General features: G+C 60.9%; 23 protein-coding genes and 5 tRNA genes. 26 read left to right on the top strand and 2 right to left on the bottom strand.

Annotation, left to right across the window (positions count from 1 at the left end):
- Positions 1 to 162: 162 nt before the first annotated feature.
- Positions 163 to 2,148: a lysine--tRNA ligase gene (lysS, locus tag DWV48_RS08170; protein WP_118654318.1), complete on the top strand. Its 1,986-nt coding sequence runs from the start codon at positions 163 to 165 to the stop codon at positions 2,146 to 2,148.
- Positions 2,149 to 2,404: 256 nt separating this feature from the next.
- On the opposite strand, the gene DWV48_RS08165 is transcribed toward lysS, so the two are convergent.
- Entirely contained in the window at positions 2,405 to 2,881 is a 477-nt protein-coding gene (locus DWV48_RS08165; protein WP_118654317.1) for a PIN domain-containing protein, read from the bottom strand.
- Positions 2,851 to 3,231, bottom strand: a complete 381-nt coding sequence (locus DWV48_RS08160) for a hypothetical protein (RefSeq protein WP_118654316.1) — start codon at positions 3,229 to 3,231, stop codon at positions 2,851 to 2,853. Before DWV48_RS08160 ends, DWV48_RS08165 begins: the two co-directional genes overlap by 31 nt.
- A 179-nt stretch (positions 3,232 to 3,410) precedes the next feature.
- On the opposite strand from DWV48_RS08160, the gene DWV48_RS08155 reads away from it, so the two are divergent.
- From DWV48_RS08155 to DWV48_RS09420, 25 genes are all read left to right on the top strand, one after another.
- Complete coding sequence (locus tag DWV48_RS08155; RefSeq protein WP_118654315.1) at positions 3,411 to 5,348, top strand: ATP-binding cassette domain-containing protein; 1,938 nt, start codon at positions 3,411 to 3,413, stop codon at positions 5,346 to 5,348.
- Positions 5,345 to 5,761, top strand: coding sequence for a PadR family transcriptional regulator (locus tag DWV48_RS08150; protein WP_118654314.1), 417 nt, complete (start codon positions 5,345 to 5,347; stop codon positions 5,759 to 5,761). Before DWV48_RS08155 ends, DWV48_RS08150 begins: the two co-directional genes overlap by 4 nt.
- Entirely contained in the window at positions 5,754 to 6,599 is an 846-nt protein-coding gene (locus DWV48_RS08145; RefSeq protein WP_118654313.1) for a hypothetical protein, read from the top strand. Before DWV48_RS08150 ends, DWV48_RS08145 begins: the two co-directional genes overlap by 8 nt.
- A 290-nt stretch (positions 6,600 to 6,889) precedes the next feature.
- A complete protein-coding gene (locus DWV48_RS08140; protein ID WP_118654312.1) occupies positions 6,890 to 8,347 on the top strand; it encodes an aminoacyl-histidine dipeptidase in 1,458 nt (485 codons plus the stop codon).
- Between the two features lie 314 nt (positions 8,348 to 8,661).
- Positions 8,662 to 11,292 (top strand): ATP-dependent Clp protease ATP-binding subunit, encoded by a 2,631-nt coding sequence (locus DWV48_RS08135; protein ID WP_118654311.1) that lies wholly within the window; start codon positions 8,662 to 8,664, stop codon positions 11,290 to 11,292.
- 154 nt (positions 11,293 to 11,446) lie between these two features.
- Positions 11,447 to 12,511, top strand: coding sequence for a DNA integrity scanning diadenylate cyclase DisA (gene disA, locus DWV48_RS08130; protein WP_118654310.1), 1,065 nt, complete (start codon positions 11,447 to 11,449; stop codon positions 12,509 to 12,511).
- A gap of 57 nt (positions 12,512 to 12,568) precedes the next feature.
- Positions 12,569 to 13,438 (top strand): 2-C-methyl-D-erythritol 4-phosphate cytidylyltransferase, encoded by an 870-nt coding sequence (locus tag DWV48_RS08125; RefSeq protein WP_118654309.1) that lies wholly within the window; start codon positions 12,569 to 12,571, stop codon positions 13,436 to 13,438.
- 294 nt (positions 13,439 to 13,732) lie between these two features.
- Entirely contained in the window at positions 13,733 to 14,221 is a 489-nt protein-coding gene (ispF, locus tag DWV48_RS08120) for a 2-C-methyl-D-erythritol 2,4-cyclodiphosphate synthase (protein WP_118654308.1), read from the top strand.
- A gap of 256 nt (positions 14,222 to 14,477) precedes the next feature.
- Positions 14,478 to 15,950, top strand: coding sequence for a cysteine--tRNA ligase (gene cysS / locus DWV48_RS08115; protein WP_118654307.1), 1,473 nt, complete (start codon positions 14,478 to 14,480; stop codon positions 15,948 to 15,950).
- A gap of 436 nt (positions 15,951 to 16,386) precedes the next feature.
- Complete coding sequence (rlmB, locus tag DWV48_RS08110) at positions 16,387 to 17,361, top strand: 23S rRNA (guanosine(2251)-2'-O)-methyltransferase RlmB (protein WP_118654306.1); 975 nt, start codon at positions 16,387 to 16,389, stop codon at positions 17,359 to 17,361.
- 75 nt (positions 17,362 to 17,436) lie between these two features.
- Positions 17,437 to 18,135 carry an NYN domain-containing protein gene (locus tag DWV48_RS08105; RefSeq protein ID WP_118654305.1) on the top strand — a complete coding sequence of 233 codons (699 nt, stop codon included), beginning with the start codon at positions 17,437 to 17,439 and terminating at the stop codon, positions 18,133 to 18,135.
- Between the two features lie 48 nt (positions 18,136 to 18,183).
- Positions 18,184 to 18,258: transfer RNA gene (locus DWV48_RS08100), tRNA-Thr, on the top strand.
- Between the two features lie 723 nt (positions 18,259 to 18,981).
- Positions 18,982 to 19,065: transfer RNA gene (locus DWV48_RS08090), tRNA-Tyr, on the top strand.
- Between the two features lie 5 nt (positions 19,066 to 19,070).
- Positions 19,071 to 19,146 (top strand) — tRNA-Thr (locus tag DWV48_RS08085).
- A 3-nt stretch (positions 19,147 to 19,149) separates the two neighbouring features.
- Positions 19,150 to 19,226: transfer RNA gene (locus tag DWV48_RS08080), tRNA-Met, on the top strand.
- A gap of 96 nt (positions 19,227 to 19,322) precedes the next feature.
- Positions 19,323 to 20,513, top strand: coding sequence for an elongation factor Tu (gene tuf, locus DWV48_RS08075; protein ID WP_118654303.1), 1,191 nt, complete (start codon positions 19,323 to 19,325; stop codon positions 20,511 to 20,513).
- Between the two features lie 265 nt (positions 20,514 to 20,778).
- Positions 20,779 to 20,928 carry a 50S ribosomal protein L33 gene (gene rpmG, locus DWV48_RS08070; RefSeq protein WP_006720939.1) on the top strand — a complete coding sequence of 50 codons (150 nt, stop codon included), beginning with the start codon at positions 20,779 to 20,781 and terminating at the stop codon, positions 20,926 to 20,928.
- 14 nt (positions 20,929 to 20,942) lie between these two features.
- Positions 20,943 to 21,018, top strand: a tRNA-Trp gene (locus DWV48_RS08065).
- A gap of 75 nt (positions 21,019 to 21,093) precedes the next feature.
- Positions 21,094 to 21,351 (top strand): preprotein translocase subunit SecE, encoded by a 258-nt coding sequence (secE, locus tag DWV48_RS08060; RefSeq protein WP_118654302.1) that lies wholly within the window; start codon positions 21,094 to 21,096, stop codon positions 21,349 to 21,351.
- A gap of 4 nt (positions 21,352 to 21,355) precedes the next feature.
- Positions 21,356 to 21,895: a transcription termination/antitermination protein NusG gene (gene nusG / locus DWV48_RS08055; RefSeq protein WP_118654301.1), complete on the top strand. Its 540-nt coding sequence runs from the start codon at positions 21,356 to 21,358 to the stop codon at positions 21,893 to 21,895.
- A 125-nt stretch (positions 21,896 to 22,020) separates the two neighbouring features.
- Positions 22,021 to 22,449, top strand: a complete 429-nt coding sequence (gene rplK, locus DWV48_RS08050) for a 50S ribosomal protein L11 (RefSeq protein ID WP_118654300.1) — start codon at positions 22,021 to 22,023, stop codon at positions 22,447 to 22,449.
- Between the two features lie 95 nt (positions 22,450 to 22,544).
- A complete protein-coding gene (gene rplA / locus DWV48_RS08045) occupies positions 22,545 to 23,255 on the top strand; it encodes a 50S ribosomal protein L1 (protein WP_118654341.1) in 711 nt (236 codons plus the stop codon).
- Positions 23,256 to 24,059: 804 nt separating this feature from the next.
- A complete protein-coding gene (locus tag DWV48_RS08040) occupies positions 24,060 to 24,407 on the top strand; it encodes a PadR family transcriptional regulator (RefSeq protein ID WP_118654299.1) in 348 nt (115 codons plus the stop codon).
- Entirely contained in the window at positions 24,407 to 25,702 is a 1,296-nt protein-coding gene (locus DWV48_RS08035; RefSeq protein ID WP_118654298.1) for a hypothetical protein, read from the top strand. Before DWV48_RS08040 ends, DWV48_RS08035 begins: the two co-directional genes overlap by 1 nt.
- Positions 25,703 to 26,080: 378 nt before the next feature.
- The coding region (locus DWV48_RS09420; RefSeq protein WP_233546241.1) for a hypothetical protein at positions 26,081 to 26,266 on the top strand (186 nt) is incomplete at its 3' end.

Below are 26,266 nucleotides of genomic sequence, written 5' to 3'. Positions count from 1 at the left end.
TATTTCCGGTAGAACCCTAGCGCTCGTTCCGCTCCCTGGCGCCTCATGGCGCTGGGGGGCGGTTTTCGTTTACGTTGCTTATGGCGGGGACGATGTCCGCGTCTCCCGTTGACCATCACTGTCCGACGGACCCGATTCCGTCGTATGAGAGGAGCTGTTCGCATGGCCGAGAACCTCGTTGCCACCGAGGCCGTCAACACGCTGAATGACGAGCGAGCCCGCCGTCTCGCCGACCGCGCCGCCCTGTACGCCGCCGGCAAGAACCCCTATCCCGAGCACTCCAGCGTGACCGACCACGCGGCCGATTTGCTCGAGCGCTACGAGGGGCTTGCCAATGAGGAGTTTGCTCCCGAGGTCGTCACCATTGGCGGCCGCGTGGTCGCCAAGCGCGGCCAGGGCAAGATCATGTTCATCGTCGTGCGCGACCCCTCCGCCGATATCCAGCTTTTCTGCCGCGTGAACGATGTGGAGGAGGAGTCCTGGGAGGTGCTGAAGGAGCTCGACCTCGGCGATATCGTCCAGGCGACCGGCCAGGTGACCCGCACCAAGCGCGGCGAGCTCTCCGTCGCCCCGCGCACGGCGCAGCTGCTCTCCAAGGCCGTGCGTCCGCTGCCCGAGAAGTTCCACGGTCTCTCCGACAAGGAAACCAGGTATCGCCAGCGTTATGTCGACCTCATCGTGAACGAGGGTGTGCGCGAGACCTTCCGCAAGCGCTCCGCCATCGTCTCCGCGTTCCGTCGCTACATGGAGGACAACGGCTACATGGAGGTCGAGACCCCCATCCTGCAGTCCATCCAAGGCGGCGCCACCGCCAAGCCGTTCATCACGCACTTCAACGCGCTCAACCAGGAGAACTACCTGCGTATTGCCACCGAGCTGCACCTCAAGCGCCTGCTCGTGGGCGGCTACGAGCGCGTGTTCGAGATCGGCCGCATCTTCCGCAACGAGGGCATGGACCTCACCCACAACCCTGAGTTCACCACCATGGAGGCCTACCGCGCCTACTCCGATCTCGAGGGCATGAAGGAGCTCGCCGAGGGCGTCATCAAGGCCGCCGCGCGCGCCATCGGCCTCGAGGGCATGATCGACTACCAGGGCCAGGCCATCGATTTGTTCTCCCCGTGGCCGTCTCGCCCCATGACCGACGTCGTGTCCGAGGTCCTCGGCCGCGAGGTCACCATCGACACTCCCGTCGAGGAGCTCCGTGCCGCCTGCGACGAGCACGACATCGAGTACAAGCCCGAGTGGACCGCCGGTAAGCTCATCGCCGAGCTCTTCGACGAGCTGGGCGAGGCCATCCTCATCAACCCGACCTTCGTCGTGGATTACCCGGTCGAGGTGTCCCCGCTGGCCAAGCGCCACGAGGACGACCCGCGTCTCACGCACCGCTTCGAGCTGTTCATCGCCGCGCACGAGTACGCCAACGCGTTCTCCGAGCTCAACGACCCGGTCGATCAGGCCGAGCGCTTCGCCGCGCAGATGGAGGAGAAGGCCGGAGGCGACGATGAGGCCATGGAGTACGACGAGGATTACGTGCGCGCCCTCGAGTACGGTATGCCCCCGGCGGGCGGCATCGGCATCGGCATCGACCGCGTGGTCATGCTGCTTACCAACTCCACGTCCATCCGCGACGTCCTGCTGTTCCCGCACATGAAGCCCGAGAAGGGCTCCAAGTCCGGCGCCGCTGCCGCCAAGGCCGCCCAGATGGCCGAGGCCGCGGGCGCCGCGAGTCCGTTCCTCACACCCATGAAGCCCACGGTCGACTACTCCAAGGTGGTCGTCGAGCCGCTGTTCGAGGACTTCGTCGACTTCGACACCTTCGCCAAGAGCGACTTCCGCGCCGTGAAGGTCAAGGACTGCGTCGCCGTGCCCAAGTCCAAGAAGCTGCTGAACTTCACCCTGGACGACGGTACCGGCACCGACCGCACTATCCTGTCCGGCATCCACGACTACTACGAGCCGGAGGACCTGATCGGCAAGACGCTCATCGCCATCACCAACCTGCCCCCGCGCAAGATGATGGGCATCCCGAGCTGCGGCATGATCATCTCCGCTGTCCATGCCGAGGTAGAGGGCGACGAGACCCCCGAGCGCCTCAACGTGCTGATCGTGGATGACAGCATCCCCGCCGGCGCCAAGCTGTACTAGGCTTTCCCAGGCACCCGATCTTGCCGTTCAAGCGGGGGCGCGCCACCCTAAGGTGTACGCGCCCCCGCTTTCGCGTCAATATCGGGCACTTGGAAAACCCTAGCTTCGCACGGGGCACCCCGCCTTCGGGTTCAATCGTCGGGCGCCGCACGCAAGGTGTGCGCCCTCCTCTTTCGCACGAAATGGTGCAGTTGGGGACGTACCCCAACTGCACCATTTTGTGAAAGGCCGTTCGAGCTGCTCGAGCGGCCTTTCGCTATGAAATGAGCTCCAGTGCTCGGTCGGGGGTGATGCATGCCTCGGGGAAGCGTTGCAGCAGCGGGGCATCGCGCGTGACGATGTAATCCGCTTGCGCGGATTCGCCCGATGCGAGAACCAGATTGTCCTCCAGGTCTCCGAACTTATCTCGCAGAGACCGCGCCATGGTGCATTCAAAAAGACCGAGGGGCGTTGGCGTGGCGAGCTCAAGGATGCGCTCGACGCATGCCCATGCGACGGGTTCGTATGATGGGCCCGCTTTGCCCTCACGCATATCCTGCTGTCGAAATCGCCTCGGCAGGATGTAGAACACGTCCTTTAGGGTGGTGGGGCAAACGAGCAGGGTCGTCTCGCTCAAGATGGCGGCCTCGAGCAAGCGCTCTGATGCGCCTGCGTCGACTTCGCTTCGCATGAAGTAGTCGATCCACACGTTGGTGTCGATTATCAGGCTGAGGTTTTTGCCGGATACACGCATCGGGCCTCCATCTCGCCGATCATGTCGTCGTACATCTCGTCGCGCAGCTGATGCCAGGTCTTTTCCCCTAACAGGTCGCCGGTGGGACCCGTGTAGCCGTGTTGTCGTGCGGCCCTGATTGCCAAGCCGGCGCCGTCATGGATGAGAGATAGCTTCCTTTGTCGGTCTGCGTCTATATCGCATGCCTCGGCCTCCTTCATAAACGGGGGCACATCCTGGTGGTCACATAGATATGTCCAAAGCGCCCGAACGGCCTGGCTGGGGCTATAGCCGCACTGGCTCAAGACCGCGTCGCCTCCGACTTTTATCGAGCGTGCTAGGCGTGTGTTCATTTGCATTGTCGCTTCCATGGCTCCTCCTGACGCTATACGTATAGCATAAGTGTATCAGGTAACGGACCATACGCTTCGCCGTCTGCCGAGCGGTGAACGGTTTCGCGCCCGCCATAAGCTACTTAGCGTTACTATGTAGCTGCTACCTAGTAAGGCAAAGTAGCTTTGCGGAAGAGCGGCTCAAGGCGGTGGTGCACATGTTGCGTTACATGCAGGCATTGGTAAAAGTCATGGTGAAGAATCCTGTTTTGTGGTTGGTTATCCTGGTGTGCCAACTCATGTTGGCGGCTCCGTTTATCAAAGGCGACGACACGATGGGCTACTTCCTGGGAGCGGAGCAGCTCGATACCGCGTTGCGAGAGAGGCGCAAGAGCATTGAGGAAGGTGCGTACGACTCCGCTCCGCCCGAGTTCCGCGAGCAGATGAAAGAGGAACTGAGCCTCATGACGCGGGCGAGCCTGACCGATGATCCGGCGGAGTACGCCCGTCTACGCGCCCAACTTCTCGCGAGTGACCTCGAATCATTCAGGGCGGGCAATCTGATCGGCCCCACCGAGAAGAGTCTCGAGTCGGAATACCAGTTCTTCACCCTGCTCTCCCAGCAAGAAGACTCGCGCATATTCGAAACGTACCGCGAGGCTCCTGCGTTGTTCTATTTCGCTGCGGCATACAGCTCGCTTCCCCTGCTCATGTGGGTGTTGCCTTCGGTTGTGCTGGCGGTACTGCTCAACCGCTCGGTGAGTGGCAGATGCCTGCTCGCTCAAGCTCCCTTGGGGTGCTTTACCGCGATGGCGGGTCAGATCCTTGTGCTCTCGGTGCTCTCGGTAGGCGCAATCATCCTTATCGCCCTTCCCTCGTTCATTATCCCCATGCTCGTCAATGGTTTCGGCGAGGCGAGTTATCCAGTAGTGAATGTGTTGGGCGAGGCCCAGACAGCGGTGCGCGAATGGTCGGTGGGAGAAATTGTTCCCCGTGCCCTACTAATGCTGCTTCTAGCGGCCATGTTTTCCACGCTTCTCACTCATGCGATAGCCCGTGTCGTGCCGAGGCGAATCTTGTTTGTCGCCCCTGTGACGGTTTGCTTGCTCCTGGCTTGGCCGATGGTCGAGGCGTATATGGCGATGGGGTCGCTCCCCGGCGTCGAAAGCGTGAATAATGAATCTGCCATGCTCGAGGTAATCGCGCCATACAATCCGCTTTCATATTTGAACGACTTTATGGACGTGGCGGGTCGTGCGAACTATTGGCCCAATCAGGTTCAGCTGAACGACGAGCGCCTTACGCTTGGATTGGCGGCTGTCGTACTGTTGGGGTGGGCGTTCGTGGCCCTTGCAATTGCCTTTGGCGCTGTCGCTGTGCGAGGCCGGGCGCTTGCTCGCAAGGATGCCCACCGCCCCGCTTCGTCCGGTAGCGGCATGGTCGTCCAGGGAGTCTTGTTATCATACGGAACCCATGTGGTGATTGACAACGCCTCATGCGAGCTGCCCCCGGGCACGATCACGGGACTCATAGCGCCGAATGGCAAGGGCAAGACGACGTTGCTCGAGGCCATGGTGGCGTTGAGCGGGACGCGACGTGCGGGAAGCGTGCATGCCAACGGCATTGCATCGGCGCAAGCGGCGTTTCGCAGGCTGGTGCTGTACGTTCCCTGCGATGCAGGACTGCTGTACCCCAACCTTTCGGCGGCGGACCATATCAAGCTCGCCGCAGCACTGTGGCCCGATAAGGTGGACACGCGCAAGCTCATCGAGCTGTGCGGTCTTACGGGTTATCTCAACAAGCCCGTCCGCGCGTATTCCTCGGGCATGAAGCAGCAGTTGGCGCTTGCGGTGGCGTACTGTACGGGTGTTCGTTATCTGGTGCTTGACGAGCCCATGAACGCATTGGACCCTGGTAACGTGGCGCTCAATACGTACATCATGAAGCGCTTGGCGTTGCAGGGAATGAGCATCTTACTCTCATCGCATATTCTGTCCAACCTCGACGAACTCTGCGATACCATGCTGGCCATCAAAGACGGCTCGCTCATTCGTGCTGCACTCGATGCGGAGAGCGGGGGCGCGCGAGAGGTGTACGAGCGGTTGTTTGGAATGCCTCGCACATACGGGAGCGAAGGGAAGGATGGCACTCCATGACCTCATCGCAGATGTTGAAAGGCGTGCTCGAGGGGTGCGTGCTGGCGCTTGTCGGGCGAGGGGAGACCTACGGGTACGAGCTTGTGGGCACACTTGCATCGTGCGGGCTTTCGGGTATTGCCGAGGGCACTCTGTACCCGCTGCTCATGCGCCTGGAAAAGAAGGGCTTCATCTCCTCGACGTACCGCGAGTCCGAGATGGGCCCGCGTCGCAAGTACTACCGCATCACGCCCGAGGGCGCGGCGGAGATCGACGCGTTCGCCGAGGAGTTCGCGAAGCTGTCCGACGTGGTGGAGAGCGTACTGGGGGAGGAGCCCGGCAGCGCAGCTGGGAAAGCGCTCGGCAGCGTGTCCAGGCCAACATTCGAAATGAGCGAGAGTATCGAGGAGAAGGCGGGGAAGACCCATGCGTGAGACCATCATCACCCTGCGTGTGCGCAATGCAAAGCTCGAGTGCGCCTTGGCATCCAAGTCGGCGCAAAACGCGATTCGGCGCATCCGGACCGAGCTCACCCGCCGTGGCCTCACCACGGCTCAACGCGAGGGCATCTTGCACGACAATCTGCTCATGCTGGCGGAGTGCGAGTCCTCGGGCGGCGATCCAGTCGAAATGCTGCTGGGCACCGCCAGCGTGTCGTCCTTCGATGCGGCGATCAACGCGTTTTGTGACGGCGTCGCGCCCGAGTGTCCGCGGCTGCCTACGGCGCTCGTCGTCGTGAGGTTTTTCGCCCTGATGCTCGTAGCGCTTGCCGTGGTGCTCGCCGCGCACTTGGCGTACCGGGTTGGCAGCAAACCCCCGGGAGGCTGGCTGCCCTGGTACATGGTGAATCTGCGGACCTTCGACATGCTTATGTTCAACATGGAGGTCGTCCTGGTGGCGACAGTCTTTCTTATCGTGCAAATCGTCTCAGCACGTGCTCGCCGTAATCCATGGCCGCATGCGTTGCCTGCAGTTGCGGCACCTTTACTGCATGCATTGCTCATGTGGTATACGTCAGTAGTCGGCGTCATCACGCTGCCCGGAGGTGTCATCATCTTCAATCCTCTCGTATTGGATTCCATCGCTCCGATTGTCCAGGCGCAGGCTTCGATGCGAGCGATGTTACCGGGGGAATTTGGCTCAATTGTGTATACGAGTGACCAGCCGTGGATGAACGTCAACTACCTCATTTTATTTGCAGCGATTGCAATCGTGCTTGTCTTGAGCGCACTCGTTGTATACCTCATCGAGTCGCGCAATCCACGTACGTAGTCCGTTCATCGTGGCACATGCACGCCAAAGCGCGCTAAAGGGGCACGTCCCCCTTTGGCGCGCGGTCGTCCCATGCGGCTGTCGGAACATTGATACCGTCGATTTCTCACAGAAAACGGCCTAAAACTGTGAGGAATCAGGGGTTTCAACGTACGCGAGGAGATTCCGCTGCCGCCGTCTAGCGACATCACGGAAGCGTCTGCGGGCGCGTGCTGGTTTGGCGCGTTGATCTTTGGGAATATACAAAACCGTATGTGAAGTATTCACTGACGTTGTTCCAAGGAGGCACCATGGACTACAAGATCACCGGTTACGAACCAGCCAAGCTATTCCATTACTTCGAGGAGATCAGCGCTATCCCGCGCGGCTCCGGCAATGAGAAGGGCATCAGCGATTACCTGGTGGCGTTCGCCAAAGACCGCGACCTATGGGTGTACCAGGACGACGTATATAACGTGATTATCAAGAAGCCCGCCTCCGCAGGCGCCGAGGACAAACCCGCCGTAATGCTGCAGGGCCACATCGATATGGTGTGCGACAAGCTCGGGTCCGTCGAGCACGATTTCGAGAAGGACGGCATCGACCTGGTTGTCAAAGACGGCATCCTTACTGCTAACGGCACCACGCTCGGTGCCGACAACGGTATCGCCGTCGCCCTCATGCTCACCGTGCTCGATGATGATGCGCTTGCCCATCCGGCACTTGAGTGCGTCTTTACCACCGATGAGGAGTCCGGCCTCGTGGGCGCCGAGACCCTCGACAAGTCCCAGATCGACGCTCGCATCATGATCAACCTCGACTCCGAGGAGGAGGGCGTTGCCACCGTGAGCTGCGCCGGCGGCGTCGTGGTCACCTACACCCGTCCCATCACGCGCGAGCACAAGTCCGGCAGCACCCTCACGCTCGAGATCTCCGGCCTGTTGGGCGGTCACTCCGGTGCTGATATCCACCTTGAGCGCGGCAACGGCAACCTCATCATGGCCCGCATCGTCGAGCGCCTCATGGCTGCCGGCGAACCCGCCCTCGTGAGCTTCAACGGCGGTACCAAGGACAACGCCATCAACCGCGAATGCAAGGCGGTCCTTGTCTACAAAGATCACGCCGCCGCCGAGGCGGGCGCCGAACTTGCCCGGAGCATCGCCGATGCCGTCTCCGCGGAGCTCGAGGTCTACGACCCCGGCTTCTCCTGCGCCCTCGCCATCGCCGACGACGCCGAGGTCGAGGCCATCAACGAGGACACGGCGCTCGCCTTCGTGCGCACCCTTCGCCTCGCGCCCAACGGCGTGATGCGCCGCAACCTCGCGGCGGGCGGTGCCGTGGACGTTTCTTCCAACATCGGCGTGGTCGCCACTTCCGACGACGAGGCCACGATTCTGCTGTCCCCGCGTTCCTCCATCACTTCCCTGCAGGAGGAGTTCAAGGACCGCCTGCAGACGCTCGCCGACGTTCTGGGCTTCGACGCCAAGTTCGAGTACGAGTATCCGGGCTGGAGCTATGCCGAGCACTCGCCCGTGCGCGACGTTTTCCTCGAGAGCTACCGCACGTTGTTCGGCACCGAGCTGCGCATCGAGTCCATCCATGCCGGCCTTGAGTGCGGTCTGTTCGCCGAGGCCCTCGACGGGCTGGACGCCATTGCCGTGGGCCCAACCCTCAAGGACGTCCACACGCCCGACGAGAGCATGGAGCTCGCCTCCTCCGAGCGCTTCTACACGTTGCTCGTCGACGTGCTCAAGCGCCTCGCCGCGTAGCGCGGATTTTCAGTTGGGGACGTATTCCAGTTGCAACAGAAGAGGACGTCCCTACCAACTTCATCATCGCGCCTCCGGTAAGCCCACGGGCTACCGGAGGCGTTGATTCGTTTGGCGTCATGTTGCGCGGCTCCAAAAGGAACGGTGCTCGCGCAAATGGGCTCGCCCCCCGTTGATCTTGAGGTTTCGTTACGAAGCGCGTTGCGTCCGTGTGTGTCACTTCAACGATTGAGCTGCTATCGGGTATGATGGTGAACCTTAAAGGGTACAGACCAAAACTAATACGTCTGAGATAGCACGTAAGAGGTACACGCATGTTGGATCGATTCACCGACCGCGCACGCAAGGTCATGTCACTTGCGAAAGAGGAGGCCAAGTCCCTCAAGACCACCAAGGTCGGCACCGAGCACCTGCTGCTCGCGCTCGCCAAGGAGCAAGAGGGCATTGCCGCCGAGGCCCTGCGCGACCTCGAGATCACGTACGATGACGTCCTGGAGCAGCTTAAGGAAATCCGCAGTTCGAAGGCGGATGAGCAGGAGACCGAGGATGCCAAGCTCGCGTTCACGCCGCTTGTGATCTCGGTTATGGAAAAGAGCTTCCGCCTGGCGCGCGAGAACAACCAGACCTATGTTTCCACGGAGCACCTGCTGCTCGCCATTGTGAGCGAGGGCGACGGCGTCGCGATGGACATCTTGCGCCGTTTGGGCGTTTCCGCCGCGAGTGTGCGCACCGCTGTGGAAAAGCTCACGTCAAACGACCAAGGCAAACAGCGCCCCCTTGCGGGCGCCGGTTCCGGTCGCCCGGGCGCGGGGCTGCCGTTTTTTGGCGGAGGAGCGCAGGGGCAGGCGGGCGGCAAGACCGAAAGCACGCTCAAGCAGTTCGGGACCAACCTCACCGAGGAAGCGCGCGCCGGCAAGCTCGATCCGGTCATCGGGCGCGAAAAGGAGATCTCCCGCATGATGGAGATCTTGTCCCGCCGAACCAAAAACAACCCGCTCATTCTGGGTGATCCGGGCGTGGGCAAGACCGCGATCGTCGAGGGGCTGGCACAGGAGATCGCGGCGGGCAACGTGCCCGAGAACCTTATGAACCAGAACGTCTGGACGCTCGACCTGCCCGGGCTCGTCGCCGGCGCCAAGTATCGCGGTGAGTTCGAGGAGCGCCTTAAGAACGTGATCGCCGAGGCAACCGAGGCGGACGACATCATCCTGTTCATCGATGAGATGTACACGCTCATCGGCGCGGGTTCGGCGGAGGGCTCCATCGACGCAAGCTCCATGCTCAAGCCTGTGCTCGCCCGCGGCGCCTTCCAGATCATCGGTGCTACCACGGCCGAGGAGTTCCGCAAGTACCTCGCCAAGGATCCTGCTTTCGAGCGCCGTTTCCAGGCGATTGATGTGGATGAGCCGAGCGTCGAGGACACGGTGGCGATTCTCGCCAAACTCGCCCCCAAATACGAAGAGCATCATCATGTTCGGTACACGACCGCGGCGCTCGAGGCGGCCGCGAGCCTGTCTAACCGCTACGTCCAAGACCGCTTCCTGCCCGATAAGGCGATTGACCTCATGGACGAGGCCGGCGCCCGCGCGCGCATTGCCCGCAACAAGGCCCCCGAGGCGGTTCGCGAGGCGGAGGCGCGCGTTGCCGAGCTCAGGGCGGGCATGGATGAGGCGACCGCTGCCGACGACATGAACAAGGCCGCAGAGCTCAAGGAGCGAATGCAGGCTGCTGAGATTGCCCTGGGCGAGGCCCGCGCCGCTTGGACTGCGGAGCTCGACGCGAGCCCCATCGTCATCGATGTGCCGCAGATCGCCGACATCGTGTCCGTGACTTCGGGCGTTCCCGTCTCGTCGCTCACCGAGGACGAGAGTCGTCGCCTGCTTGCGTGCGAGAGCGCCCTCAAGACGCGCATCATCGGCCAGGACGAGGCCGTTGCCGCCGTCGCAAAGGCCATTCGCCGCAGTCGCAGCCCGCTCAAGGACCCCCGCCGCCCGGGCGGCTCGTTCATCTTCCTCGGCCCCACGGGCACGGGCAAGACCGAGCTCGCCAAGACGCTCGCCGAATATCTGTTCGGCAGCAAGGATGCACTCATCAGCTTCGATATGTCCGAGTTCGGCAGCCAGTACGAGGTCTCCAAGCTCATCGGTTCGCCTCCCGGCTATGTGGGCCACGAGGAGGGCGGCCAACTCACCAAGGCAGTCCGCCGCAGCCCGTACTCGGTCGTCCTGTTCGACGAGATCGAGAAGGCGCACCCGGACATCTTCAACATACTGCTGCAGGTGCTCGATGAGGGACGCCTCACCGATAGCCAGGGCAAGACGGTGGACTTCCGCAATACGGTCGTCATCATGACGAGCAACGTCGGCGCACGCGAGATCGCGCAGGACGCGAGCGTGGGCTTTGGCACCACGGGCGAGGCCGGTCTCACCGCCAACGAGATCAAGAGCCGGGCGATGGGCGAGCTCAAGCGTTTGTTCCGGCCTGAGTTCATCAATCGCGTGGACGACATCGTGGTATTCCAAAAGCTGCAGGGCGAGAGCCTGACGCGCATCGCCGAGCTGCTCGTTGCCGACCTGCGCGAACGTCTGATTGCCAACGGCATGAACATCGTGCTCACCGACGAGGCGCTCGACAAGATCGTGCGCGAGGGTACCGATCTGTCCAACGGGGCCCGTCCGCTGCGCCGCGCCATCCAGCGGCTGATTGAGGATCCGCTCTCCGAGGAGCTGCTGGCGGGGGAGTGGAATGCCGGTGACACGGTGCTCTGCGATGTGGCGGATGGCAAGTTCGTGTTCAGCCATACGACGGGCGAGATCCCCGCACCCCGTGCGGTTGGCGCGTTGGGTGCCGGTTTTGGACCTTCCGCTCCGCGTCGCGCCACGAGTGCTCCGCGCAAGACCAATAGCGCCGGTGGCCTCACCAGCGTCGGCGCGGGCGCGCAGTAAACGCAAGGATGCGATTTGGACCCGTGTGCCAAAGGGGTGTTCCCCAAAGGCGCACGGGTCCAGTTTTTCGCGCTGAGTAGCTTTTCTGCAAATCCTTCGGACACTGCGCGATTCATGCGACAATGGGACAAGCGTGTAATCGAGGAGGTTCGTCGTGGAACAGAAGAGCACAGAAGATCGCATGAAGGAGGCCGTACGCCTCACTGCGCCCGGTCAGCCGCTGCGCACCGCGCTCGACATGATCATCGCGGGTCACATCGGCGCCCTTATCTGCGTGGGCGACACTGAGGCCGTCCTCGCCGCCGGCAACGATGGGTTCCCGCTCAACATCTCCTTCACGAGCAACCGCCTGTTCGAGCTTTCCAAGATGGACGGTGCCATCGTCATCGACGGTGGGCTCAACAAGATCCTGCGCGCCAACTTTCACCTCAATCCCGATCCGTCGCTCGCCACGAGTGAGACGGGCATGCGTCATCGTACCGCCGCACGCATGAGCGTGCTCACCAACGCTACGGTCATCTCGGTCTCCGAGCGCCGCGGCGTGGTGAATGTGTACGTTGACGGCCGCTCCTACCAGATTCAGCCCGTCACCGAGATCATGAGCTCGGTCAATCAGCTCGTGTCCACGCTCCAGACCACGCGCTCCTCGCTCGACCGTGCGCTGCTCCGCTTGACCGCCCTCGAGTTGGACGACTACGTCACCCTCGCTGACATCACGAGCATCTTCTCCAGCTTCGAGATCATGGAGCAAGCGAAGGTCGAGCTCCAAAGCTGCATCACCAAGCTCGGCAACCAGGGCAAGCTCGTGCAGATGCAGCTCGAGCAGCTCGCCGGCGCAAGCATGGAGACCGAATACAACCTGATGATCCGCGACTACGCCGCCGATGCTTCCGAGGAGAACAGCGAGCGGATCCGCGTGATGTTCTCCGACATGTCGGCCCAGGACCTTACGAGCCCCAGCAAAGTCGCCGCCGCTCTGGGGTACGAGGACCTCGACGAGGATTCCGTTATGTCGCCGCTGGGGCTGCGTACGCTTTCTCGTGTCTCGGTTGTTCGCGATGGCGTTGCGGAGCGGATCGTGGACGAGTACGGCTCGCTGCAGGACCTCATGGACGACATCAAGAAGGACCCCGATCGCCTGGGAAGTTTTGGCGTGAACAACCCTGCCATTCTCGCGGACTCGCTCGCGCGCATGCATGGCGGAAAGCGCGAACCGTAACACGATACCTTGGACGAGGCGGCGCGGCTTTGCGCCGCTTTGCATGTAGGGGGATGCATGGATACAAATACGCGCGCCCGCGGCTGCGCCATCATCGTCGCCGGCGGGTCCGGCACGCGGTTTGGAAACCCGGGCGGCAAGCTGTTGATTGATGTGGCGGGAAAGCCGCTGATCACCTGGACGCTCGAGGCGTTCGATGCCGCAAGCCGGGTCGAGCGCATCGTCGTGGTATGCCCACCCGAGAAGACGGACGAGATGCATCGGGCGGCCGTCGCGCCGTTCGGATTCGCGACGCCCATCGCATTCGCGCCCTCTGGCGCTGAGCGGCAAGATTCCACGCGTAACGGTTTGGACTCTGTTCCCACAGGCTGCGATATCGTTTTGGTGCACGATGCCGCCCGCCCGTTGATCCTCCCGGAGACGATCGATGCGGCGATCGACGCGCTGGTATCCGCCGATCAGGCCCCAGCATTCGGCGACCCGGGTGGGAACGTTTCTGGCAAACGCGAGCTTGGAGCAGACTGCGCACTCCATGGTGATGCGCCCAGTCCGACTCGGTGCGAGGACGCATCGATTAGCTCCATATCTGCCTCCGATGACCTTCATGCACTCGATGCCGTCGTGTGCGGCCAGCCCGCGGTCGATACCCTCAAGGTCATCGATGCAGGAGGGTGTTTTGTCGAAACTCCTCCTCGCGCTCAATTCTGGACGGTCCAGACCCCGCAGGTGTTCTGGGCCGATTCCCTGCGCCGCGCGTATGAGTGGGCCGATCGCACGGGCTTTGTGGGCACTGATGATTCGTCCTTGGTCGAGGGCATGGGCGGCCGTGTGCGCGGCTTCAAGGCTCCTCGCGACAACCTCAAGGTGACGCTGCCCGAGGACCTTGCCCCAGTGGAGGCCGCCCTGCACGCCCGGCTTCAAGGCTGACCATCGTGATGCAGGTGCTTCCTTAGCGTTGAGTGCCGCATTCGGGAACGCATCTTGAGGTTTTTCGTACTGGATTTCGATTCCTTCGAGTAGAGCTTCTGTTTCCAAGACAAAAGCGCAGCTCGGCGTTGCTTGAAAACGCGGTCTATTCGGGCTTTTCCGAAAACGATACGAAAAAGCTCGAGAAGATGTCCGAGAAGGTGCCCAGTGGCCAGTCAATTCCGCGCTATGGGGCGAAAAGAGCGTTGCAGGGTATATGCTTAGCCCGTGCACACAGTTGGAACAGGGGGTCGCATGGCATCGAATCTGCGCATTGGGCATGGATATGATGTGCATCGGTTGGTTGAGGGCCGCCGCTGCATTATCGGCGGTGTGGATATCCCGCACAGCAAGGGGCTGCTCGGGCACAGCGATGCCGACGTGCTTGCCCACGCCCTGTCTGACGCTATCTTGGGAGCCTGCCGTGGAGGGGATATCGGTAAGCTATTCCCCGATACCGACCCGGCGTATGAGGGCGCGGACTCTTTGACGCTACTTTCCAAGGTGATGGAGTATGCGCGGCAGCTCGGATATGAGCTCGTAGATGCCGACTGCACCATCGCCTGCCAAGAACCCAAAATCGGCCCGCACCGCGAGGCTATGCGCGAGAACCTCGCTCGCGCCATCGGCTGTTCGGTAGAGAACATCGGCGTCAAGGCCACCACTACCGAAAAGCTCGGCTGGGAAGGCAAAGGCGAAGGCATCGGTGCCTGGTCCGTCTGCCTGCTGGAGCGATGTATCTAAAATGATTGCCCTTGGGCGATTCGCCATCTTGCTTTGCATCCTGAGCGGACCTATACCCGGCGGAGCGGAACTCCCCGCTTCTGCAAGGTCACCCGCTCGTATAGACTGTCACGTATACGGTTCCAAGGTCGCTCGGGGGGCGTTTCATCCGCCGCGAGTTCCGCACGCAAAGCAGAGTCCAGCGGACTCTGCGTCTTGCGCAGGACTGTCCGAGCGCCGGATGAAACGCCCCCGAGCGACCCAGGAGGAGTTGCTTATGAAGATCTACAACAGCGCCACCCATCAAAAAGAAGAGTTCCGCCCCATCGAGGAGGGCAAGGTCCGCATGTACGTGTGCGGCCCCACTGTCTACGACAACATCCACATCGGCAACGCCCGCACGTTCATCAGCTTCGACGTGATTCGCCGCTGGCTCATCGCGAGTGGCTACGAGGTCACGTTCGCCCAGAACCTCACGGACGTCGACGATAAGATCATCAACCGCGCCAACGAGCAGGGCCGCACGGCCGAGGAGGTCGCGACTGAGTTCTCGGACAAGTTCATCGGTGTCATGCGCGCCGCCAACGTGCTCGACCCCGACGTGCGCCCCCGCGCCACCAAGGAAATCGGCGCGATGATTGGCATGATCAAGACGCTCATCGAGGGCGGCCACGCCTATGCGGCCGACAACGGCGACGTGTACTTCTCCGTCCGCAGCGATCCCGCGTATGGCGAGGTGTCCGGCCGCAACATCGATGACCTCATGGTCGGCGCCCGCATCGAAGAGAATGAGGACAAACGCGATCCGCTCGACTTCGCCTTGTGGAAGGCCGCCAAGCCCGGCGAGCCCAGCTGGAAGAGCCCCTGGGGCGAGGGCCGTCCCGGGTGGCACACCGAGTGCGCCGCGATGGTCCACCGCTATCTGGGCACCCCGATCGATATCCACGGCGGCGGCTCCGACCTCGCCTTCCCGCACCATGAGAACGAGTGCGCTCAGGCCACCTGCGCCTGGCACGAGGGTTTTGCCAACACCTGGATGCACACGGGTATGCTGCTCGTTGACGGCGAGAAAATGAGCAAGAGCCTGGGCAACTTCTTCACGCTGGCCGAGGTGCTCGAGAAGCACTCCGCTGCGGCCCTGCGCCTGCTCATGCTGCAGACCCACTACCGCAGCCCGCTCGACTTCTCCTGGGAGCGCCTCGAGGGCGCCGAGAACTCGCTCGCGCGTATCGCGGGCACGGTCCGCAACCTCAAGTGGGCTGCCGACCATGCCGAGGGTGAGCCGAATGCCGAGCTCGCCGAGGCCCTGACCGCCGCCATGAGCAAGGCTGCAGCCGATTACGAGGCCTGCATGGACGACGACTTCAACACGGCCGGGGCCGTCGCCGCGTACTTCCAGCTCGTGACCGAGGCGAACAAGTACCTTGAGCAGGCGGCTGGTGCTGTTGACGAGGACGCCTCCCGCGTGTGCGCTGCCGTGATCTCCGGCGCGCTCGCGCAGCTGGGCGTCGAGCTTCCCGTGATCGAGGAGCCGCTTCCGGTTGGCCTGCTTGGCGTGGCCGCTGGCCTTACGGGCTATACGGGAGACGATATTGACGAAGCCGCCGAGAAGATCCTCGAGGCCCGCGCCGCCGCTCGCGCCGCGAAGGACTGGGGCACCGCTGACGCCATCCGTGACCAGCTGCGCGACATGGGGCTGGCGATAGAGGATACCGCCTCCGGCTCCCGCATCAAACACCTCGCTTCCTAGGGCACCCCACCTTGCCCCTCACTCGTCGGTCGGCGCCCTAAGGCGTCCTCCCTCCTCCTTCGGGGCAATCTGGGGCACCCTAGGAAGCGAGGATTTGGGCACGCCGTCTTGCCGTTCACTCGTCGGGCGCCGCACACCAGGCGTACGCCCTTCTCTTTCACGGCAATACGACGCACCTCAGGAACCGAGGATTTGGCGGGCACCCCACCTTGCCCCTCACTCGTCGGTCGGCGCCCTAAGGCGTCCTCCCTCCTCCTTCGGGGCAATCTGGGGCACCCTAGGAAGCGAGGATTTGGGCACGCCGTCTTGCCGTTCACTCGTCGGGCGCCGCATCCGATCCCGGGTGCGGCGCTCGTGTGTAAATTGGGGATGGGTGCAGTTTTGCACGCCGGGATGTGACAATGTCGCTGAATGATTCATAGCGAAGGGGGCCGAGATGGCACAGGGGAAGCGCCCGCAAAGGGGCGGAGACTATCAGGGCAAACCGAAGCGCGTCAATGAGAGCCGCTCCAAGACGCCGCGTAGTCGCGATCAGAAGTCCGCGGGGCAGCAACGTCCCGTCAGGGCCCGCGGCCAGCAGTCCCGCGATGTCCAGCGAACCACGCAATCCCAGACGGCTCCTCGACGCCGCGACGTCCATGTTGCAGAGGGGAATTACATCGAGGGCCGTCGCGCGGCATTCGAGGCGCTGCGCACGGGTTTTCCCATCAAGCGTGTCCTCATCGCCCAGGGAGTGGAGGGCGAACCGGCTATCCGTGAGTTGCTCGCGGGCCTTGGCGAGGCAGGCGTGAACGTCAAGAGCGTCCCCCGCGCACAGCTTGACGCCATCTCCAGTCACGGGGCGCATCAGGGTATCGTGTTCGAGGTGGGCAGGTTCCCCTACGCGGACCTTTCCGATATCATCGCCGCCGCCCCCGCCGACCGTCCGGCGCTCGTTGTGGTGCTCGACCATGTGACCGATGCCGGTAATTTCGGCGCCATCGTGCGTTCCGCCGAGGTCGTGGGTGCCTCTGGCGTCGTCATCCCCAACAAACGCGCTGCCGAGGTGACAGTCGCCACCTACAAGACGTCGGCTGGCGCGATCATGCACCTGCCGATCGCGCAGGTTCCCAACATAGCCCGCGCGCTCGAAGACCTCAAATCCGCTGGCTTTTGGGTCGGTGGTGCCACCGAGCATGCCACCGATGTGTGCTGGGATGCGCCATTCGAGGGCCGCGTGGCGCTCGTTATGGGATCGGAGGGCGATGGCATCTCGCGTCTGGTCCTCGACACGTGCGACTTCACCACTAAGCTCCCCCAACTCGGTCAAACCGAGAGCCTCAATGTGGCCCAGGCCGCCACGGCTTTGTGCTTTGAATGGCTGCGTCGCAATCGCACGACGTTGGTGGATGCACCGGCGATGGGGGAGTAAGAGGTCATGCACATCAAATTCACGGCACTGCCACGTACAATGCGCTGCGCGGCACGGAATGCGGGGGAGTAGGACATGACCAAAAAGAACCGCCAAAAGTCAAAGGCCAAACGCTTTGGCGAGGGTTCTGCAAAGCCCATTGTCGATGCCAGCACCTACGGCGTGGGGAACGCGTTCGCCGGGCTCAATGCCACCAACACGGCGGGCCCCGTAGTCCCTCCGCGCGGTGTGCGCTCGGGCAAAAAGGAGCTGCTCGTCGTCGACGGCTACAACGTAATTCATGCCACGCCCAAATACGAGGGCCTCATGTTCGATCGTGGTGACCATCCGTACTCCACAGATCTCTACGACCGTGCCCGTGAGGCGCTCATCAACGATGTCGCCGCATTTGCAGGCCGCCAGTACGAGGCAGTCGTGGTGTTCGACGCCGCGGGCAACGTGTCTCCCGAGCGGCCGAATCTACCCCAGGGAGGCGTGCGAATCGAATTCTCCCCCACGGGCGTCACAGCCGATACGGTCATCCAAAACTTGTGCACAAAAGCGCGCGAGGAGGGGAGGGCATGCTCGGTGGTTACCAGTGACGCCATGATCCAGGCCACGGTCATGGGGCATGGCGTCACGCGTATTTCCGCCCGTATGCTCGTTGAAGAGATTGGCGATATGCAGCGCGACTTCGAGCGCGCACGTGAGGAGCATGTGGACATAAAGCTCACGCTTGGCAGCAGGCTCAGCCCCGAGTCCCTCGCCAAACTTAAGTCCTTGCGCGGCAGGTAGAGCTCGGCTATCCTAAAACGGCTTCGCATGTACGAACGTGCCAAGCGTGCCAGCGTGGCTCAACGGTAGAGCAACTGATTTGTAATCAGTGGGTTGCGGGTTCGATTCCTGTCGCTGGCTCCATTGAGGTGAGAAGTCCGGTGCCATTTGCGGTGCCGGGCTTTCTGCTATGACGGGCCGGAATCGAACCCGGTTGCGGGCGCGGAGCTGAGGCAATGCGAAGCGTTGGCCAGCGCAGCGCGCAAGGGCCGTGAGGCCCGCAGCGGAAGGAGGGCGGCGCTAGCCGTCCGGCGATTCCTGTCGCTGGCTCCATTGAGGTGAGAAGTCCGGTGCCATTTGCGGTGCCGGGCTTTCTGCTATGACGGGCTGGAATCGAACCCGGTTGCTTGCGCGCAGTGTGAGGAATCCGCAGTTTGAAACAGCTGGGACATTTCAAACTGCGGATTCCTCACATAAAAGGGCCTGGTAATGTGATTTATCATGGGTTTGAAATACCAGGGTCATTTCAAACCAACGTTTTCTCACACCGAGCACGAGATCCTACCGAGCACGGGATTCGGCCGAGCACGGGATCCTATCGAGCCGAGCACAGATCTGTACGGACATCACGCCCCAGCGCTGCATCCTCCTAAAGTGCTTGCACGGAACATGCGTGCACATGAGCTGAGAGAGTGGCAATCACAGGTCCAACACATCAAGAATATGGCCATTGACCTGCAATGCGATACGCCCGGACACGTGTATATAAAAGCTATTGTTGACATGGCCGGTTTTCACGTTTTATTATTCCATTCGCTCGAGCACGCAACGAGGGAAACCAAGGACCGTGGTTGAGTTTGACAGACTGGGGATGTGGCACAGCGGCAACTGCGGCGGACTGTAAATCCGCTCCCTCTGGGTTCATAGGTTCGAGTCCTATCATCCCCACCAGTCAGGCCTGTATAGCTCAGTCGGTAGAGCACTTCGTTGGTAACGAAGAGGTCACCAGTTCAAGTCTGGTTGCAGGCTCCATCTGGCGGTGTAGCTCAGTTGGTCAGAGCGCACGGTTCATACCCGTGTTGTCACTGGTTCGAATCCAGTCACCGCTACCAGGTAACTAGGGCGGCTTCCGAGGAAACGAGGGGGCCGCTTAAGTTAAGTAGGGACTTGCTCCAAAAGGGGGCAACCTTTTCCAGAAGGAGGGCTTCATGGCCAAGGAAAAGTTTGAGCGCACTAAGCCGCATGTTAACATCGGCACCATCGGTCACGTTGACCACGGTAAGACGACCCTGACCGCTGCCATCACCAAGACTCTGTCTGAGACCGAGGGCTGCAAGGCCGACTTCACCGCCTTCGAGAACATCGACAAGGCTCCCGAGGAGCGCGAGCGCGGCATTACGATCTCCGTTTCCCACGTTGAGTACGAGACCGCCACTCGTCACTACGCTCACGTTGACTGCCCCGGCCACGCCGACTACGTCAAGAACATGATTTCCGGTGCTGCCCAGATGGACGGCGCTATCCTCGTTATCGCCGCTACCGACGGCCCGATGGCCCAGACCCGCGAGCACATCCTGCTCGCCCGTCAGGTCGGCGTTCCTTACATCGTCGTGTTCCTGAACAAGTGCGACATGGTCGACGACGAGGAGCTCATTGACCTCGTCGAGATGGAGACCCGTGACCTCCTCTCCGAGTACGAGTTCCCGGGAGACGACCTGCCGATCATCCGCGGTTCCGCTCTCGGCGCCCTCAACGGCGAGGAGAAGTGGATGGATTCCGTCCGCGAGCTCATGAAGGCTGTTGACGAGTACATCCCGACGCCTGAGCGCGACAACGAGAAGCCGTTCCTGATGGCCGTTGAGGACGTCATGACCATCTCCGGTCGTGGTACCGTCGCTACCGGTCGTGTCGAGCGCGGTGAGCTCAAGCTCAACGAGAACGTTGAGATCGTCGGCATCAAGGAGACCAAGTCCACGGTCTGCACCGGCATCGAGATGTTCCGCAAGTCCATGGACTTCTGCGAGGCTGGCGACAACGTCGGCCTGCTGCTCCGCGGCATCAAGCGTGAGGAGATCGAGCGCGGCCAGGTTCTCTGCAAGCCGGGTTCCGTTACCCCTCACACCAAGTTCACTGGCGAGATCTACGTCCTGACCAAGGACGAGGGTGGCCGTCACACCCCGTTCTTCGATGGTTATCGTCCCCAGTTCTACTTCCGTACCACCGACGTGACTGGTACCGTGAAGCTGCCTGAGGGCACCGAGATGGCTATGCCTGGTGACCACATCACCATTACCGGCGAGCTCATTCACCCGATCGCCATGGAGGAGGGCCTGCGCTTCGCTATCCGCGAGGGTGGTCACACCGTGGGTTCTGGTATCGTCTCCACCATCATCGAGTAACCTACACTCGCTGATCTAGGCGTATTTAAGGGACCCGGCGCCGCATTTGGTGCCGGGTCTTTTTTCTGCCAGTCTCGTACCTAACGCGCCAAAGGTGTTGGGTATTCTCACGTCTGTGCTGCTTTTCACGGCCTTTTGTATAAGAGTTGTGAATCTCATTTGCAGAATAGACGCGGTAATACCAATGGGATTGACAGCATTACCAAGATGATGGTATTGTTAGCGACCGTGCCCGCAACGGGGCAGTACATGGAGGTTTAGATACATGCGCACTATGGTTACCCTGGCTTGCACCGAGTGCAAGCGTCGTAATTACACGACCACCAAGAACAAGGCAAACATGCCTGATCGCATGGAGATTAAGAAGTATTGCCCTTGGTGCAAGAAGCATACGCTGCACAAGGAGACTCGCTAGTCTCTTTCGCATACACGCCAGTAGTTCAATTGGTAGAGCAACGGTCTCCAAAACCGTCTGTTGAGGGTTCGAGTCCTTCCTGGCGTGCCAGTCTTTAATCCGTAAGCCTCCTCGCGAGGCTTACGGTTTTCAATGTATAGGCGCATTGCGCGGAGGTAAGCCATTATGGCCAACAAGAAGAGCACCAAGACGCCTGCGAAGGCGAAGAAGTCAGACAAGAAGCCTGGCCTCATTGCCCGCGGCAAGGCATACATGGCCTCTGTTCGTTCCGAGATGAAGCGCGTTGTGTGGCCTACCAAGAACGAGCTCGTCAACTACACCGTCGCCGTTTGCGCCTCACTGATTGTCGTTGGCGTATCGATTGCCGTTCTCGATCTTGTCATCAGTGAGGGCCTCGTGCTCTTCGCCGGCTTGAGGGGGTAAGCAGATGTCCAAGCGCTGGTACGTCGTACATACCTACTCTGGGTACGAGAACCGTGTCAAATCCGATCTTGAGCATCGTATCGAGACCATGGGCATGCAGGATCGTATCTTCGACATTCAGATTCCCACCGAGCGTGTCACCGAACTTAAAGAGGGCGGCAAGCGCGATGAGAAGGACGTCAAGATCTTCCCCGGTTATGTGCTCGTCCGTATGGAGATGGATGACGACGCCTGGACTTGTGTTCGCAACACTCCCGGCGTCACCGGTTTTCTCGGCGGCAGCGGCAAGCCCGCCCCGCTTTCCCGTGACGAATACAACAAGATGATGCGTAAGACCGACAAGGGAGCATCTGCGCCCAAGCGTGCTGTCGTCGATATCGAGGTCGGGTCTTCGGTTCGCGTCATCTCCGGCCCGCTCTCTGATTTCGACGGTAAGGTCTCCGAAGTCATGCCTGAGTCTGCCAAGGTCAAGGTAACGCTCATGATCTTCGGCCGCGAGACTCCCGTTGAGCTTAGCTTCGACCAGATCACGGTCATTGCCTAAGCATTCCCGTTTGTTTGTCCGCGCTTGAGCGCTTCGGCCCCGACCGCTCATCGGTGTCCGTGCTTCTAGCGAACGTGCGCTGACGATATTTGATTTCGATATTCCACGTTCAAGGAAGGTGTGACATGGCAGAGAAGAAGATCGCCACCGTCATCAAGCTTCAGATTCCGGCCGGCAAGGCCAACCCCGCTCCGCCCGTGGGCCCCGCCCTTGGTGCCGCGCAGGTCAACATCATGCAGTTCTGCCAGGCTTTCAACGCCGCCACGCAGGACAAGATGGGTGACATCATCCCGGTCGTCATCACCGTTTTCGAGGATCGTACCTTCGACTTCGTGTGCAAGACCCCGCCGGCGGCTCACCTCATTAAGAAGGAGCTCGGTCTCAAGGGCGGTTCCGCCGTTCCCCAGCGCGATAAGGTCGGCCAGCTCTCCGATGAGCAGCTCACCAAGATCGCCGAGATCAAGATGCCCGATCTCAACGCCAACGACATCGATGCGGCCAAGAAGATCGTCGCCGGTACCGCCCGTTCCATGGGCGTCACCATTGCCGAGTAAGTATTTGCTCGCTCGTTATTAGGTAACTCGCACGCCAAAGGGGCGTGTGAACGATGTGGGAGGGTTCGCCCGTCTGCACCACAGGAGGTATTGACATGGCTACTAAGCATGGCAAGAAGTTCCGCGAGGCTGCGGCTAAGGTTGATCGCGCCGCCGTCTACTCTCCGCTTGAGGCCGTGAAGCTCGTCAAGGAGCTTTCCGCCGCCAAGTTCGACGAGACCGTTGAGGCTCACTTCCGTCTGGGCATCGACACTCGTAAGGCCGATCAGAACATCCGTGGCTCCATCTCCCTGCCCCACGGCACCGGCAAGACCGTTCGCGTCGCCGTGTTCGCCGAGGGTGCTCAGGCTGAGCAGGCTGCCGAGGCCGGCGCCGATGTCATCGGTTCCGACGAGCTCATCGCCCAGATTCAGAAGGGTGAGATCAACTTCGACGCCGCCATCGCCACCCCGATGATGATGGCCAAGGTTGGTCGCATCGGTAAGATCCTCGGCCCCCGTGGTCTCATGCCCAACCCCAAGCTGGGCACCGTGACCATGGACGTTGCCAAGATGGTCTCTGAGCTCAAGGCCGGCCGCGTTGAGTATCGTGCCGACCGTTACGGCATCTGCCACGTGCCACTGGGCAAGGTCTCCTTCGATGAGCAGAAGCTCGTTGAGAACTACGCCGCCCTCTACACCGAGATCCTCCGCGTCAAGCCGGCTTCCGCCAAGGGCAAGTACGTCAAGAGCATCTCCGTGTCCTCTACCATGGGCCCTGGCGTCAAGGTTGACTCCGCCGTTCAGCGCAACTTCATGGAGGCCTAAGCGATATCTCGCTTAACCCTTTTGACTCGGAAAACCCGGCTCGCCTGTGCGAGCCGGGTTTTTTGCATGAGCTCGTAAGCGAGGCTGCTCACAGGCTTCCAAAGTTTCGGTTACCATTTGGGAGTTGTGTTGCTGCTGCAATACGAGATGGCTTAAACAAATTTGTTTGAGCTTAAGATGATCGCGAATGCCACATTGTCGAATGAACATCACGCTGAATGAACATCACACTTGCACTTTGCCTAAGATGGCGTTTCGCATAAAGCGGCTGCTCTAGGTGCGAATCTACGAATATTGCGATGGGGCGCAAGTCCATTGCCGGGCTCGGCTCAAGAGCTCTGTGGGGGACGGTAGGGTTTGCGCGCTTACCAATGTCGTCGAAACGACTATGTGCTGAAAAATTCCCTTCAAATAAAATGTGACTAACAATGCCACAGAAAAGTACAGAATTTTGGCAGTGAAACCGCAGGTAAGAAATTGCGATTTTGTAAAAACTAATGAAGTGTGGTATGTAGCAATTCACGTTAAGGGAATTTTGCAGCAACTCTGCTTATGGGGCTTAGGCTCGTGAAGGGATACGCCGAACGGTGAGTTCTACTTTGGCAGCGAAGATAGCGCGGGCATTAACGCGTTCACATTGTTGCTCAAAGATGCTGCCGTGCACATGGATGTTCTTGTTCTGTCAAAACCGATCATGTTGAAATTTAGCCAAGACCAAAGATCCGTCTAACAAAATACCTCGACACACACAGTACTACGTGTTACATTTAGGGCACGGTTAAGAGCTCAAGGGAGGTGACTGATGTGGCAACACGAGACGCCGTGAGTGACCTGATCCGCGGAAACATCGACGCCATCATTCTCAAGATCCTGTCGAGTGGCGACAGCTATGGGTATGAGATTCTAAAATCCATCGCCACGCTCAGCAAGGGCGAGTATGAGATGAAAGAGCCCTCGTTGTACACGAGCCTCAAGCGACTTGAGTCTCAGGGTTTTGTAGAGAGCTATTGGGGCAATGAGACCCAAGGCGCGCGTCGTAAGTACTACCGCATGACCGCCGAGGGGCTGCAGGAGCTGACCGAGGCGACGGATCGCTGGGTCCATGTACGCCGGATTATTGATCGCTTGTTGGTGCAGGAAGGGAGCGCATAATGAACGAGTTGCGCATGTATGTGGAGCACCTGTTTCAAGGCAAGGTGCTCACGGCCGAGAACATCGAGCTTAAAGAGGAAATCTACGGCAATCTCGTGGCGCGTTACGAAGACCTGCTGAGTGAGGGCGTGGATGAGACCGAGGCGCTTCGCCGCACCAAGGAGAGCTTTACGAGTCTGGACGATGTGTTTGCCGAGGAGCCGTCTGATGTGGACGCCGCAAGTGATGGGGGATCTGTGCCTGTTGCGGCTGTTGAAGAGGGATTTGGTCAGGCCGAGGGCGCCGGCTCGAATGGTGACGTCGCGACTGCCGCACAGACGGGCACTAACGAAGATGAAGATACTGCGCGTGTGGGTGAGGCCGCCAGCACGGCTGCGGTTTCCTCCGAGGGCGCGTCGGCTGCGGCGACGACGCCCTTGGGAGCAGCCGCAACGATTCCTCTGGGCGCCGCTGCGGCCGTCGAGCCCGGCGCGACTCGTCCTGGCGGCCCTACGCCCGTCGCGGAGCCGCCCGCGGCGACTTTGCACCCGCAGCCCGAGCAGCCGGTGGAACGCCGCCGCGTGTGGCCTCTGGTGCTTCTCTCGGTGGTGGGCATCTTGATCTTTTTCGCCATCGGCATCATGGGCTGCAACATGATGGCGGGCATCAGCTCGCTTGAGCACTATACGAGCGCTCAGGACGAGTCGATCGATCCTCAGGGCAGCGGTGGGAACGACCAGGTGGCGAGCGGCAGCGGTACGGCAACGCCGGCGATTCCGAGTGATGAAGGCGTGTACGTGGATCCAAACGGCCCCGTTTACTTCGATGGCGAGCCGGCTGACGAGCTGGTGCGCGCAGTGGTGGGTTCCTCCAGCAACGATGTCCTGGCGCAGTCGGATGCGAGTATGAACGACGTGGACACCCTCAACACGCTCATCTTCAACTTGCCAATGGGGGAGTGGGCTGCGAATTTGGATGTGACGCGCGGCAACGGCGTCCTGCGCTTCGACTACGTTCGCGTTCCGGATTACTTCGATGGCGATTCGATCGACCTCGCGCTTGCATATAACGTGACGGCTCTGTTTTGCGCTGTGCCCGATGCGCAAAAGATCCAGGTGACTGTTTCGGAGAGCGACGAAGTGAACGAGCACGATTGCTATGTGTTCGATCGCGCAGCGGTAGAGGAGGCCTACGGCGTGCCGCTCGACGCAAGCATGGTGAACGAGGCCGGTTGGGGCCAGCTCAAGGGCGATAACCTGTATAGGAACGATTTCGCCGAGCACATGGTCGATCGCGCCGAGCGCGACGCCCGGTAGACCCGTTGCCTATCGAGATTGATGCGAGGAGGGGGCGGCCGCTGCCATGCGGCCGCCCTTTTGCTGCGCGGAATATACGACAAATCATGTAACAGATATGGAGCAATCCCCCGTGTCGGTTTTACCGTATCCAGTGGGTCACCAAATGAGCTGCGGCGGAAATACCCATCTGTGAGTAGGGGTTAGCAATACAGCAAAAGAAAGGAAAATGTAGCTTAACGGGGGTCAAAAAGTTTGTTAAGGTTGAGACATCTGCGTTCCGAACATTCCCGCAGGGGAGGTCACTTTTTGTTCCGCAAAGTTGTCGTTGGATTGCTCATCGCATCATGCTCGCTGGGATCGTTCCCGGCGGGGGTTGGCGCATACCAGACCGCTCGCATGCGCGAGCAGCTCGCCTCGGCGTTGGCTGGCCAGGCGCTCGCCCAGGCAGACATGGCTGCGATGCTGGAACAAGCTAATACTCCGATGGACGCCAACGCGGGAACGTACGCGTCAACACCATCCCTCAGTTCGGATTTTGAGAACGGGGGGTGTTCCTATAGTTTTGTCAACTGGGAAATGCTC

It is taken from the genome of Collinsella sp. AF08-23, from assembly GCF_003479805.1.
GTDB lineage: Bacteria > Actinomycetota > Coriobacteriia > Coriobacteriales > Coriobacteriaceae > Collinsella.
This window is presented reverse-complemented; position numbering and strand designations above follow the sequence as displayed.

Bases quoted from the DNA above. Each gene is read 5' to 3' on its own strand.
- lysS (WP_118654318.1), top strand. From the start codon at position 163: ATGGCCGAGAACCTCGTTGCCACCGAGGCCGTCAACACGCTGAATGAC.
- DWV48_RS08165 (WP_118654317.1), bottom strand. From the start codon at position 2,881: ATGCGTGTATCCGGCAAAAACCTCAGCCTGATAATCGACACCAACGTG.
- DWV48_RS08160 (WP_118654316.1), bottom strand. From the start codon at position 3,231: ATGGAAGCGACAATGCAAATGAACACACGCCTAGCACGCTCGATAAAA.
- DWV48_RS08155 (WP_118654315.1), top strand. From the start codon at position 3,411: ATGTTGCGTTACATGCAGGCATTGGTAAAAGTCATGGTGAAGAATCCT.
- DWV48_RS08150 (WP_118654314.1), top strand. From the start codon at position 5,345: ATGACCTCATCGCAGATGTTGAAAGGCGTGCTCGAGGGGTGCGTGCTG.
- DWV48_RS08145 (WP_118654313.1), top strand. From the start codon at position 5,754: ATGCGTGAGACCATCATCACCCTGCGTGTGCGCAATGCAAAGCTCGAG.
- DWV48_RS08140 (WP_118654312.1), top strand. From the start codon at position 6,890: ATGGACTACAAGATCACCGGTTACGAACCAGCCAAGCTATTCCATTAC.
- DWV48_RS08135 (WP_118654311.1), top strand. From the start codon at position 8,662: ATGTTGGATCGATTCACCGACCGCGCACGCAAGGTCATGTCACTTGCG.
- DWV48_RS08125 (WP_118654309.1), top strand. From the start codon at position 12,569: ATGGATACAAATACGCGCGCCCGCGGCTGCGCCATCATCGTCGCCGGC.
- ispF (WP_118654308.1), top strand. From the start codon at position 13,733: ATGGCATCGAATCTGCGCATTGGGCATGGATATGATGTGCATCGGTTG.
- cysS (WP_118654307.1), top strand. From the start codon at position 14,478: ATGAAGATCTACAACAGCGCCACCCATCAAAAAGAAGAGTTCCGCCCC.
- rlmB (WP_118654306.1), top strand. From the start codon at position 16,387: ATGGCACAGGGGAAGCGCCCGCAAAGGGGCGGAGACTATCAGGGCAAA.
- DWV48_RS08105 (WP_118654305.1), top strand. From the start codon at position 17,437: ATGACCAAAAAGAACCGCCAAAAGTCAAAGGCCAAACGCTTTGGCGAG.
- tuf (WP_118654303.1), top strand. From the start codon at position 19,323: ATGGCCAAGGAAAAGTTTGAGCGCACTAAGCCGCATGTTAACATCGGC.
- rpmG (WP_006720939.1), top strand. From the start codon at position 20,779: ATGCGCACTATGGTTACCCTGGCTTGCACCGAGTGCAAGCGTCGTAAT.
- secE (WP_118654302.1), top strand. From the start codon at position 21,094: ATGGCCAACAAGAAGAGCACCAAGACGCCTGCGAAGGCGAAGAAGTCA.
- nusG (WP_118654301.1), top strand. From the start codon at position 21,356: ATGTCCAAGCGCTGGTACGTCGTACATACCTACTCTGGGTACGAGAAC.
- rplK (WP_118654300.1), top strand. From the start codon at position 22,021: ATGGCAGAGAAGAAGATCGCCACCGTCATCAAGCTTCAGATTCCGGCC.
- rplA (WP_118654341.1), top strand. From the start codon at position 22,545: ATGGCTACTAAGCATGGCAAGAAGTTCCGCGAGGCTGCGGCTAAGGTT.
- DWV48_RS08035 (WP_118654298.1), top strand. From the start codon at position 24,407: ATGAACGAGTTGCGCATGTATGTGGAGCACCTGTTTCAAGGCAAGGTG.